Origin of the sequence: Nocardioides sp. GY 10113, from assembly GCF_004919105.1 — a bacterium.
In the GTDB taxonomy this organism is placed as follows: domain Bacteria; phylum Actinomycetota; class Actinomycetes; order Propionibacteriales; family Nocardioidaceae; genus Nocardioides.
In genome coordinates this window covers 22,254-35,130 of the sequence record NZ_STGK01000007.1, presented here as the reverse complement: position 1 = coordinate 35,130, position 12,877 = coordinate 22,254, and the positions used below count along the sequence as shown (strand labels likewise).

Here is a 12,877-nt window from a genome sequence, read left to right as displayed (position 1 = left end):
TCAGCCCGTCAGTCCAGGTCGTCCAGGGTGAGGTCGGCCGGCACGGGGCCAGGGTCGGTGCCGGGGACCGGGTCCTCGCCGTCGGCGGGGTCGAAACGCTCCTCGTCGATCACTGGCGGCCACACCTCGGGGTTGAGCTCGCCCCGGGACCGGCGTTCGGCGATGGTGTCGGACCACTCGGCCTCGGCGGCCTCGTGCGGGCGGCAGCACCACTGGTGACCGGCGGGATCGGTCGCGTATGAGTCGGGAGTGCAGTCCTGGCCTGGGGCCGCCAGCCCGTCGACGCCGGGACGCTTGATCGCCATCTCGTGGCCCGACTTGTAGCCGCCGCCGAGCCACTCGGCGTCACCGAGCACGACGCGGTCGCCCAGCGCCAACGCAGGCGTGACGACCGGCTCCCAGAGCAGCCCGGGCTCGCCGTCGTCGGTCAGCCTTCCGATCGCCATCCGACCGAGCTTGAAGCTGGTCGCCTGCACGGTCAGGTCGACGTCCCCTTCGACGGCCGGCCCCGAGGGGCCGTGGAGCAGGACGACCACGCTACCGTCCTTCATCTGCCGCGACGCGACCTCCAGCCGCAGCGGGGCGAGTCCGACGACCGTGGCCACCGCGAGCTCGCGTACGCCGGCGTCCGCCGCACGGTCGTGGGCGACCTGGTCGTCGACCAGCGCCGCCAGTTGGTCGCGGCACTTCCGGTCGGCGTCGAGCATGTCGACCTGGGCGTTGCGCCAGTACCGGTAGGTGCGGGAGAACCGGACCAGGTCGGACGCCTGAAGCGCGAGCCTGCGTCCCCACACGGTCTGGGCGTCCTGCTCGAGCGCCCGGTAGGCGGGCCGCAGCCGCGAGTTCGGCAGCGTGTCCAGGAAGGCGACGGACCGGTTCAGAACGTCGATGCGATAGTCCAGGGCCTCGTCCACCAGCTGCTGGTACCGCACCGGATCGCCCCGACCGGGGCGGCCGGCGTCGTGGACCTGGTCGGAGAGCTCGGTGGAGAGCCGGGCGCCGGGGGTGTCACTGCCGTCGGCGATGGCGTCGGTGACGGCTCGGTGTTCCAGGGGAGTGGTGGCCTCGGCCCAGGCGAGGAGGTAGTCGAGGCGGCCGGCGTCGGAGCGCGGGCCACCGGGGGTGAGGTAGGTGGTGACCACCGCCCGGAGGTCGACCACCGGCTGCCGCAGCCCGAAGGCCCGTGCCCGGTCCTCCTCCAGCAGCAGGCTCACGGCGGTCCGGGCGTCGTCGTCCAGCGCGTCGGGCAGGGTGGCGGGCTCGCCGTCGAAGGTGAGGATCTCCCGGCCCTCCGCCAGGTCGCGTAGCCACCGCAGCCGGCTCAGTTCGACGCCGGCCAGTGAGTCGGCTATCGAGACCAGCAGGTCGGCGGTCGGCTTGTCCGGCACCACCAGGTGCACCGGCCCGTGCCCGGCCGCGAGAACCTCCCGCACGCCGGCGCCGAGCAGGCTCATCGCCGCGTGCCGGGTCTCGGTGGCGTTGGTCCGCTCGAAGGTGCGCCGCTGCCACGGTTCCGTGCCGGACCCGTCGATCCGCTGGACCGCGATCCCATGCACGCCGAGCGCGGCCGCGTCGGACTTGACCGCGACCACGTTGATGCAGCCCGGCTGCCCGACGGCGTCGATGCGCAGGCGTCCGGTCCGGACCGGCAACCCGCTGACCGTGGCCTCGACGGCAGCGACCAGGGACGCCGGGGCCGACGGGGGAGGAGCGACCCCCGTGCCGTCGACCAGACCCAGCACGGCGGCCCGCTGGGCGGGCCGGACCCCGATCTCAGTCAGCACCGCCGTCGGGTCGCCGGAGCCGCGCAGTTCCCCGCGGCAGTACCGGAACAGTGAGCAGGTCGGACAGGTCGTCGGGTCGTAGGTCGCCGCGACGTGGTCCACATGGGCACGCAGTTCGTCGGGGGTCGACGGCACCGCCTGCAGTGCGCCGAGCGCCGCGATCCGCTCCTCGACCCGGACTCTGACTTCTCGGCGGTGGTCGGCGAGGTCCTCCACCACGGCCTCCGGACGCAGGTAGGCGTTGCGAGGCACCGCGAGCACCCCGAACCGGTGTACCGCCATGGCCCGGGGCAGCTTGGACCAGGCGGCGGCGGACTCGGCTCCGAGCGCGACCTGGAGGAATCCCTTGAGCATCCGTCCGTCGTCGATCCGCGCCCGCACCCGCTCAAAGTCCTTCGCATCGCCCATCACCAGCCACGAGCCCGGCGCGGGGCTGCCGGACTGGGGGACGACGATCGCGAAGTCGGGGCGTACGTCGGTCGCGCCCGCCTCCTTCTCCAGGTGCAGGAACGGCACCCGGAGGCTGAACAGCATCGTGGCCTCGCCGGCGTGCCGCGCCTTCAGGTCGGCGGCCGCCAGCTCGGACGCGGTGACCGCGACCGCGTCCTTGCCCGAACGGATCCGGACCGCCTTCGGCCGCTCCAACCCGAGGAGCCCCACCGCGCGGGTCAGCAGCTCGGAGACGAAGGACTCGTCGTGCACCATCCGCTCGAACGCCATCGCCCGCACCCACCGCGCGGTCGGGATGCCCGCGCCGATGTCGGGCGCACCGAGATCGGCGGCCAGCGCCCGGCGGCTGCGGCCCAGCAGCATCGGATCGGTCATCCGGAACCGCTCGCACCCCGCGTGCGCCGAGGACGCGACGGCACCGCTGCCACCGCCGGCGATCAGACCGCTCACCAAGTACCCCTCCCCGCGGCCGTGCCAAGGCACGGACCCATCGAGGGTAGGTCGCTCGATTGCATGCCGTGCGATTTGTTCCGAAACCGCCGACGGAGGGGGAGTGCGCCCCATGCGACGGACCGGTGAGGTATCAAGAGGGCGTGACGACGATCTACGAGGTGCTGGACCACCTGCGCGCATCCGCTCTGTCCGAGGCGGACAAGGGCACGAAGTTCGAGCGGCTGGTGCAGGCGTACCTGCGGATCGACCCGGTCTTCGCCGACCAGTTCTCCGACGTCTGGCTGTGGGGCGAGTGGCCCGGCAACCAGGGCAAGCACGACACCGGCATCGACCTGGTCGCCAAGGACGCGATCACCGGTGACCTGACCGCGATCCAGTGCAAGTTCTTCGCGCCGCACGTCTACGTCACCAAGCCGATGATCGACTCCTTCCTGGCTGCCTCGGGCACCAATGCGTTCACCGACCGGATCGTCGTCTCCACCACCGAGAAGTGGAACGCCAACGCCGAGCAGACGCTGAAGGACCAGGCCAAGCCGGTACGCCGCATCGGGCTGTCCGACCTCGAGCATTCCCGGGTCGACTGGAAGCTGCTCGACCCCACCCAGATCACCGTCGAGCTCGAGCTCCACGAGAAGAAGCAGCCCCGCCCGCACCAGGCCACCGCCATCGAGAAGGTCACCGCCGGGTTCGGGGAGACCGACCGCGGCCGACTGATCATGGCCTGCGGCACCGGCAAGACCTTCACCTCGCTGCGCCTGGCCGAGCAGAACGTCGGCGCAGGCGGCAGCGTCCTGTTCCTGGTCCCCTCGATCTCCCTGCTCTCCCAGACCGTCCGGGAGTGGGTCTCCGAGTCCGAGCTCCCGATCCGCCCGCTCGCGGTCTGCTCCGACGCCAAGTCCACCAAGCGCTCGGCTAACGACGAGGACATCTCGACCGTCGACCTCGCCCTGCCGGCCACCACCAACGTCGACATCCTCCGCGCCCGCCTCGACGCCGCCGCCAAGGACACCGACGCGATGACGGTGGTCTTCTCCACCTACCAGTCCATCGACGTCGTCGCCCGTGCCCAGCAGGGCCGGGAGCCGTTCGACCTGATCGTCTGCGACGAGGCCCACCGCACCACCGGCGTCACCCTCGCGGGCGCTGAGGAGTCCGCGTTCGTACGGGTCCACAACAACGCCTACCTCCCGGGCGCCCGCCGTCTCTACATGACGGCTACCCCGCGGATCTACAACGATGCTTCCCGCGCGAAGGCGGGCGAGGCCAACGCTGTAGTCGTGTCCATGGATGACAAGGCCGACGATTTTGGTCCCGAGTTCCACCGTCTCGGATTTGGCGAGGCCGTCGAGCGGAATCTGCTCACGGACTACAAGGTGCTCGTCCTCGCCGTCGACGAGGAGTCGGTCGCGAGGACGTTCCAGCAGCAGCTCTCCGACGCCGACAACGAGCTCCAGCTCGACGACGCCGCCAAGCTGGTCGGCTGCTGGAACGGCCTGGCCAAGATCGGCAAGGCCGAGCACTCCTTCGCCCCCGACACCGATCCGATGCGCCGCGCGGTCGCCTTCGCCGGGAACATCAAGGACTCCAAGCGGGTCGAGCAGATGTTCACCGACATCACCGAGCACTACGCGCGTTCGACCGGCCTGGAGGAGGACGGCGAGCTTCCGCTGAAGTGCACGGTTCGCCACGTCGACGGCACCTTCAACGCCCTCGAGCGCAACGAGCGCCTCGACTGGCTTAAGGAGGAACCCGCACCGAACAGCGCCCGGATCCTGACGAACGCCCGCTGCCTCTCCGAGGGCGTCGACGTCCCCGCCCTGGACGCGGTGATGTTCCTGTCCCCGCGCAAGTCGATCGTCGACATCGTCCAGTCCGTCGGCCGCGTGATGCGGCTCGCGCCCGGCAAGCAGTACGGCTACATCATCCTTCCGGTTGGGATCCCCGCTGGAATGACCCCGGAGCAGGCGCTCGCCGACAACAAGCGGTACGCCGCCGTGTGGGAGGTTCTCCAGGCCTTGCGTGCCCATGACGAGCGGTTCGACGCGATGGTCAACCGCATCGAGCTCACCGCCAAGCGCGACGACAAGATCAACGTCATCGGCGTCACCGACCACGACCGCACGGACGAGCAGCTCGAGCTGCCGCTGGCCTTCCGCGACCTCGACCTGCTCCGCGACGCCATGTACGCCAAGATCGTCGCCAAGGTCGGATCACGCCGGTACTGGACCGACTGGGCCAAGTCCGTCGCCGACATCGCCACCCGCCAGACCACCCGGATCCACGCCCTCCTGAACGACCCCAACACGGGAGTCCGGGACGAGTTCGACCACTTCCTAACCGGCCTGCGTAACAACCTCAATGACGGCATCACCGAGGCCGACGCGATCGACATGCTGGCCCAGCACCTGATCACCCGGCCCGTCTTCGACGCACTCTTCGCCGGTTCTCAGTTCCTCGAGCACAACCCCGTCGCCACCACCATGGAGCGGATGCTCGCGGCACTGGACGCCCACAACGTCGACGACGAGAACCGCACCCTGGAGAAGTTCTACGACTCCGTTCGGATGCGGGTCGCGGGCATCGACTCTGCCGAGGGCCGGCAGCGGATCATCGTCGAGCTCTACGACACCTTCTTTTCGACCGCCTTCAAGAAGACCGTCGACAAGCTCGGCATCGTCTACACCCCCGTCGAGATCGTCGACTTCATCCTCCGCTCCGCCGACACCGTTCTACGCCAGGAGTTCGGACAGGGCCTCACCGACGAGGGCGTCCACATCCTCGACCCGTTCACAGGCACGGGCACCTTCCTGGTCCGGCTGCTCCAGCTCGGACTGATCGAGCCGCACGACCTCGCCCGGAAGTACGCCGAGGAACTCCACGCCAACGAAATCCTGCTGCTCGCCTACTACATCGCCGCGGTCAACATCGAGACCACCTACTACGACGTGATGACGTCGGTCGCGGCGCCAGGTGGCGGCAAGCGTGCCGCCGATCCCGGCCACGAATACGTCGAGTTTCCAGGGCTCGTCCTCACGGACACTTTCCAGTCGTGGGAGGACGACGACACCCCCGACCTGGAGGTCTTCCCCGAGAACAACGAGCGCCTCGAGAAGCTCAAGCAGACGCCCGTCACCGTCATCGTCGGCAACCCGCCCTACTCGTCTGGCCAGGACTCGGCCAACGACGACAACGCCAACGAGAAGTACCCCGGCCTCGACGACCAGATCCGTAGGACCTACGCCGACCGGTCGACCGCGACCAACAAGAACTCGCTCTACGACTCCTACATCCGTGCCATCAAGTGGGCCACCCTCCGCATCCAAGATCGTGGCGTGATCGCCTACGTCACCAACGGCGGCTGGCTGGACTCCAACACGGCCGACGGCATGCGCAAGACCCTCGCGGACGAGTTCTCCTCCATCTACGTCCTCAACCTGCGCGGCAACGCCCGAACTGCTGGCGAGCAGCGGAAGAAGGAGGGCGGGACGGTGTTCGAGTCAGGCAGCCGCGCCACCGTCGCAGTGACCGTGCTGGTGCGTAACCCCGAAAGGCCCGGCCCGGCCACCATTCACTACACCGACATCGGCGACTACCTCACCGCTGAGCAGAAGCTCGCCAAGACCGCGGAGGCCGGTGACGTCACGAGACTCGAACCCGTCACCCACATCACTCCAAACGAGCACGGCGATTGGCTCAACCAGCGTCGTGATGACTTCGATAAGTTCCTACAGATTGGACTTAAGAGCGAGGGGCCGGATCGGATCTTCGGTGCCTATGGCGATGGCGTCAAGACCAATCGCGATGCATGGGCATATAACTCGTCGCTTGGCGCGCTCACGGCCAACATGCAGAGCATGATCGCGACTTACGAAACTTGTCGCGTATCGCGGACCGCTATCTCCGATCCAGCCAGGATCAGTTGGAGTCGTGCGCTCCTTCGAGACCACGAGCGCGGAAAGCAGCATGAATTCGATCCGCAGGCCATAACTGTCGCTGCTTACAGACCCTTCATGAAGCAGAGGATCTACTTCAGCCGGTCGATGAACGACAGCGTCTCGAGGCAACCTGCGTTCTTCCCGAAGCCTAACCTCGCGAACGACGGCTTTTATGTGTCAGCTCCAGGCGCGGCTGGCTCCTTCACATCGATCATGATCAACTGTGTTCCGGATCTGGTCTTGCCCGGTGCTGGCAACCCTGGGCAGTTCTTCCCGCGCTGGCGGTACGAACCAGTTTCCGATGACGGCATGCTGTCCTTCGGAGCGGATGCCAACGACATCGACGGCTACAGACGCATCGACAACATCACCGACGAGGCGCTGAAGCGCTTCGTGACCGCCTACGGCGAGTTCGCCAAGGACGACATCTTCTTCTACGTCTACGGGCTGCTGCACAGCGGGGAGTACCGCGAGACCTATGCGGCGGACTTGAAGAAGATGCTGCCCCGGATCCCGCTGGTCGAGGACCCGTGGCCGTTCGTCGAGGCGGGCCGTCAGCTCTCCGAGCTGCACCTCGGCTACGAGTCGGTGACGCCGTACCCGCTGGACGGTCTCGACGCGAGGCCCCCGGTGGGGGCGGACGAGTATGACTTCTACCGCGTGCAGAAGTTGGCGTTCGCCAAGGTCCGCGACCCCGAGACCAAGAAGCTCGTTGCCGACCGCACAGGCATCATCTACAACTCCAAGATCACGGTCAGCGGCATCCCAGAGGCGGCGTACCGCTACCAGCTCGGCTCCCGCTCGGCGGTCGAGTGGATCCTCGACCGCTACCAGGTGAAGACCGACAAGGCGTCTGGCATCGTCAACGACCCCAACGACTGGAGCCGCGAGGTCGAGGACCCCCGATACATCCTCGACCTGCTCGCGCGCATCGTGACGGTCAGCCTGGAGACGATGGTGATCGTCGACGCCCTCCCCGCCCTCGCGATCCGGGAGCAGCAGTGAGCCGGGCTGCAGCCGGGCTGCCCGGCGAGCGGACTCTCGCGGCACGCTACGTGGTGGGCAAGGGCCGTGGTCGGCGGCGGCTGCTGCCGCCCGGATCTGAGGACTGGGCCGACGCGCTCACCGTCGAGGACTGGGTCGCGCGGCACTTCGTGTCGAGCGGGAAGGTAGTGCTGCGCGGGGAGTACCCTCCGTTCGGCCATTTACTGGGCGGGTTGATGCACCCGGTGTTGCCGCTGGGGCGGATTCGATACAGCGACGACCCCGACCCGTGGCCGAGCGCCGAGGTCGCGGCTGCCCACATCCGAAGCCTCCCCGACGACTCCGAGGAGCTTCTTAGCCGCTTCATCGCGAACCGTTCGCCGACGGTGGCAGCACGCGAGATGCTGGCGAGAACAGCCCACCCGCTCGAGGACCTGGCCATCGAGCTGACGGCTGCTCTGCTCCTGGGAGCGATGTCCGCGGCGCAGACGAAAGCGGTTCTCTCCTACCTGATCGAGGACTACTGGGGTCGTCGAGCCGGCTGGCCCGACCTGATCGTGCTCGCTTTCTCGCCGCAGGGGACGGTGGAAGGCCTGGAGTTGGTCGAGGTTAAGTCGCATTCCGATCGTCTTGGCCGGGATCAGCGCGCCTGGTTTCTGGCCAACGATGCGACCCTGCACCTTCCGGCGGGCATCGTGCGAGTCACTGAGGAGGGCGAGAGCGACCAGGCGGGTGAGCTCGAGTGGCCCTACGCGCCGCCGCAGCACATCTGGGTGCCCGAGCATCTCGCGGAGCATCCTCTCCTGCGACCGGCCATCGCGGCAGATCAGAAGTTCGCATTCAATCTGACCGCGGAGATTGCAGAACGCCGGACGGCGTCCTCGATGAGGCAGCATGCCGCGGCAGGGACCGGGGGCACATAGCGGTCCCACCGTGACGTCCAGCCGGTCGACGGCCTGCTGCGGCTGACAATGGCCCACGGTGTACTACGGCTCGTGCTTGACTGGCTCGGCTCGGGCGGGCCTCGGCGGAGCAGCCGAGCGAAAGGAGCGCAAGCGTGAAGGCACTGACCCACAGTCCGGCGGAGATCTTCGGCAATGCGATCCGGTACGTGGTCCCGTTGTTCCAGCGTCCCTATGTCTGGAACGAGAAGGATCAGTGGCAGCCGCTCTGGGAGGACGTCCGTGCGGTGGCGGAGCGCCTCCTCGACGCGCCGGCCGCCGCCTACGGCGCTCCGCAGGTACCGCCCCATTTCCTCGGCGCGATCGTCATCGAGCAGCAGATCTCCCCGGTGGCCCACATCGGGGTGCGGCACGTGATCGACGGGCAGCAGCGGCTCACGACCCTGCAGCTGCTGCTGGACGCGGCGCAGTGGGTGGTGGCAAGGCACGGCGCCGAGATGGACGCCCAAGCTCTCCTGGTCCTCGTGGAGAACAACCGGGCGATGTCCGCGAACCCCGACGACGTGTTCAAGGTGTGGCCGACTGACCGGGACCAGGACGCGTTCCGGGCCGCGATGGACGACGACACCGTCGTGCCGGCCTCGCTGAGCGGCTCGCGCATCGCGCAGGCCCACAAGTTCTTCGTTGAGGTAGTCCAGGAGTGGGCAGACCTCAGCGGTGACCCGGGCAAGGTGGTCGCCCGCCTGTCGGCGCTGACCCGGGTGCTGCGGGACCATCTCCGGCTGGTGGTGATCGACCTTGAGCCCGGCGACAACGCCCAGGTGATCTTCGAGACCCTCAACCACCGCGGTAGCCCGCTGCTCGCCTCCGACCTGGTCAAGAATCTCGTGTTCCAGATCGCCACCCACCAGCAGCTCGACGTCGAGGCCCTCTATCGGAAGCACTGGCGCGACCTGGATGACGACCACTGGCGGCAGTCGGTCGCGCAGGGACGGCTCTACCGTCCGCGGATCGACGTCTTCCTCAACCGCTGGTTGACGATGAAGCTGTTGAGGGAGGTGCAGTCGGACCGGGTCTTCTCCGACTTCCGCGACTTCCTCATGACCGGTGGCCAAGACGACGTCGCCGGGTTGCTCGCGGAGATCTCACGGGACGCCCGGATCCATCGTGAGATGGAGTCGCTGCCACTCGACACCGTGCCGGGTCGCTTCCACTACCGCGTCCTGAAGGCGATGGACACCCAGGTGGTCGCGCCGTTCCTGCTGTGGCTGCTTCGCCAGCCGGAGGGGCATCTGCCCGAGGAGCAACGCGACAAGGCTCTGGGCAGCCTCGAGAGCTGGCTCGTGCGCCGTGCGCTGTGCCGGGTGACCACGAAGGATCACAACCGCGTCGTCCTGGAGCTGCTCAAGGAGGTGGAGGAGCACGGCGCCGAGGTCGCTGGCGACACTGTCGAGCGGTTCCTGGCAGGGCAGTCGGCCGACTCGCGCTACTGGCCGAACGACGCGACGCTCGCCGTACGGTTGAGCGAGGAACCCGTCTACAGCTCGTTGATCCGGGCCCGGATGCGGATGCTTCTCGAGGCGATGGAGGACCGTCTTCGTGGCCCGCTGGGGGAGGGGCAGCCGTGTCCGCAGGGGCTGACCGTCGAGCACGTGATGCCGCAGGCATGGCGCGAGCACTGGGGAGCCGACATCGCCGGCGACGAGCTCGCAGGTTTGCGCCGGGACCGGCTCGTGCACACGCTGGGCAACCTCACGCTGGTCAACGCCAAGCTCAACCCGACGCTGTCGAATCGTCCGTGGACCGACGCGGAGTCCGCCTCCCGCGGCCTCCCTGGCGGCGGCAAGCGGGACTACCTGCTCCAGCACAGCCAGCTCTCGCTGAACAGCCGGATCGTCACCGCGCACCCGGTTTCCTGGACCGAGGACGACATCCGTGCCCGCACTGCGGAGGCGGTCGAGGCGTTGGTCGAGATCTGGCCGTGTCCGTCGGATGCGGTGCAGGCGGCCACTGCCCGCTCCGCCGACGAATCGGTCGGAGGAGCCACGGGCATGGTCGGAAAGTACGAGCCGCTCCGCGCCTGGCTGGCCGTGCAGGAGGGTGATGAACTGCGGCTCACCTTCGCCGAGATCGAAGAGGTGTTGCCAGAGCCGCTCCCTGACTCGGCGCGCAAGCACTACACGATCTGGTACGCCGGTGGCGGCTCGCCGCTCTCACGCTCCATCAAGGACGCCGGCTGGCGGGCCCGCAACGTCAGCCTCGGCGAGGAGCGCCTGACGCTCCAGCGCCTCGAGGCCGAGGCGCCCTCGGAGAGCGAGGAACTCCTCGGCTGGGGAGACAGCGAGGAGGACGTGGCGGCGGCACGCTACCTGTGGCAGAGCCTGAGTCCCGCCGGTCGACGCTTCTTCCAGGCCTTGATGGACGCCTCCCCTCGGCCGCTTCCGGCGGATGAGTTGGCCGAGGTGTGCGACATCCCCAACGGTGCGTTAGGGGTGGCAGGCGTGCTGGCTTGGCCCGGGCGGTACGTCGCGCAGATGGGCCGGCATCTGCCATCGGAATGGGCGCCCGGTGACCCCGCGACCTACCGGATGAAGCCGGAGGTTTCGCGCCTGTTCGCCGCCGTCGCCTCGGAGGCCGGGCGCGAGACCTGAGCTGTTCGGAACGTCGGCCTGCTCGCCGCTTCGGAGCCCATCTGCGCCGGTAGCCGCGTGCAAGCGCTCCTCACCGGTGCGAACTACCGGGCGCCTATCAGCCCCGACAACCGGGTCGCCAAGTGCGTTGGTCAGGCCCGCTCGCCCAAGCCCGCCGATTCTTCCTGCGCCACGACGAGAGCTGAGTTCGGCCTTCTGCGACTCCGGCGCGGTCCAGAAGGCGCGTTCCAGGCGCCGATCTTGGTTTCAGCGCGCCGGTGATCACCCAGTCGCCCTATGCATCGGGTCCGTCGGCATCAGCGGATGGCGGTGACGGATGCTCCTCGTGACCCGGATGCTGCGCATCGTGGCTGGCGGGTAGGCGGCGGATGCTGATGATGTGGGTGGACCATCTGAGCATGGGGTTGTCTCCGTGTTCGTCCTCGCAGAAGGCGAGGAGCGGGAACCCGATCCGGCATTGCCAAAGCTCGACGAGGGTGAGCCAGGCGCGGTCGCCAGCAAGGTCTGTGACCCTGACGAGGACACCGTCGGGGGCGACGTGGGGTCCGAGACCGGCGCCGGGTGTCCGCATGAGCCGGCCCCGCTCGAGATCGAGGATGTAGAGCGAGGCCTCGGTGACGATCTGCCAGACCCCGCCCTCCTCGCCGGAGAGTGCGCTGGGCTCGGGCGGCACTTCTTCGCTCGTGGCGTCCTGGGTGGTCACGGTGGGCTCGCTTGGTCATGGTCGCCATCCGGATTCTGCCGGTGGTGGTCCTCGATGTGCTGCTGGTGGTCGGTGTGGCGGGGGTTGCCGGTGCTGGCCATCGCGGCGGCGCGGTCCAGGAGCGTCCTGGCGAGTGACCGGTGTTCGAGGGCGTCGACCGGCCTCATCTGCAGAACCTCGTCGGTGGTGGTCCACCACCGAGCGACGGCCGACGCGCGGTGGCTGCCGAGGAGGAGAAGGTTGACGTGCACGGCGACCGGATTCAGGCCATGCGCGGTGAACTGGAACACCGGGTAGTGCCGGCGCCCCTCGATCGGAACCGCCAGCACGACGCGGGCATCGACCAGGCTCCGCAACGCGATCCCGTTGGCGGCGCCTGGGGTCACGAGCTCCCGTACCCGGGTCTCGGTCAGGTAGGGCAGTGCGAGCAGGCGGTCCCGGGCGCCTTGGCGGAGCTGGTCATCGCGGCCCCACACCGCATCGGGTAGCGGCTGGGCCGGTGCGGGGTGGTTGGTGTCGAAGCCGCGGTTGAAGACGGTGACCATCTCGTCGGCGACCGCGTGCTCCTGGGCGGTGGGCTCCCGCACCTCCCCGTTGCCCGTGCGCTGACGAAGGCCTTCCCAGAGCAGGTGGAGGCCGGTCGTGCCGTTGGGGGAGGGAACGACCAGGCGGCGCTCGTGCCCGGCGCCGAGTCGGATGACCGCCAGCAGCCCGAGGGAGCCGCGATTGGAGACCTCGGTGGCGAGCACGTGGCCGAGCACGACGCTGCGGGAGGGGTCTCCTCCGGTCCACTCCTGGAGGGTCAGCACGATCATGCCCGGGAACGTGCCGGTGTCGCCGAGTCGTGCACACTCGACCGCGGCACCACCCGGACATCCCAGGTGGCTGTGCTGACGCGCCAGGCCGAGGAGGCCGCGCAGGCGTAGCTGGCGGCGAAGGTTCGGCAGGTTCGGTCAGTGGCCCGGCCGGGGTGGTGGCGGCGTGCCGGTGTGGCGATCACACCCGCATCCTGGCC

Annotated in this window: 6 protein-coding genes; 3 read left to right on the top strand and 3 right to left on the bottom strand. The window is 68.6% G+C overall.

Going from position 1 to position 12,877, the window contains the following annotated elements; translation table 11 throughout:
• Positions 1–8: 8 nt before the first annotated feature.
• Positions 9–2,684, bottom strand: a complete 2,676-nt coding sequence (locus E8D34_RS10700; protein ID WP_206056674.1) for a hypothetical protein — start codon at positions 2,682–2,684, stop codon at positions 9–11.
• A gap of 143 nt (positions 2,685–2,827) precedes the next feature.
• Between E8D34_RS10700 and E8D34_RS10695 the strand changes: the two genes are divergently transcribed.
• The 3 genes from E8D34_RS10695 to E8D34_RS10685 all read left to right on the top strand — a co-directional run bounded on the left by E8D34_RS10695 (position 2,828) and on the right by E8D34_RS10685 (position 11,159).
• Positions 2,828–7,627, top strand: coding sequence for a type ISP restriction/modification enzyme (locus E8D34_RS10695; protein WP_206056673.1), 4,800 nt, complete (start codon positions 2,828–2,830; stop codon positions 7,625–7,627).
• Complete coding sequence (locus tag E8D34_RS10690) at positions 7,624–8,529, top strand: VRR-NUC domain-containing protein (protein WP_136594629.1); 906 nt, start codon at positions 7,624–7,626, stop codon at positions 8,527–8,529. The genes E8D34_RS10695 and E8D34_RS10690 overlap by 4 nt, the downstream gene beginning before the upstream one ends.
• A 134-nt stretch (positions 8,530–8,663) precedes the next feature.
• Complete coding sequence (locus E8D34_RS10685; protein ID WP_136594628.1) at positions 8,664–11,159, top strand: DUF262 domain-containing protein; 2,496 nt, start codon at positions 8,664–8,666, stop codon at positions 11,157–11,159.
• Positions 11,160–11,433: 274 nt separating this feature from the next.
• Here E8D34_RS10685 and E8D34_RS10680 read toward each other — a convergent pair whose 3' ends face one another.
• Together E8D34_RS10680 and E8D34_RS10675 are read right to left on the bottom strand one after the other, a co-directional pair.
• Positions 11,434–11,862 (bottom strand): hypothetical protein, encoded by a 429-nt coding sequence (locus E8D34_RS10680; RefSeq protein WP_136594627.1) that lies wholly within the window; start codon positions 11,860–11,862, stop codon positions 11,434–11,436.
• Positions 11,859–12,611: a hypothetical protein gene (locus tag E8D34_RS10675; protein ID WP_136594626.1), complete on the bottom strand. Its 753-nt coding sequence runs from the start codon at positions 12,609–12,611 to the stop codon at positions 11,859–11,861. The genes E8D34_RS10680 and E8D34_RS10675 overlap by 4 nt, the downstream gene beginning before the upstream one ends.
• Positions 12,612–12,877: the final 266 nt, after the last annotated feature.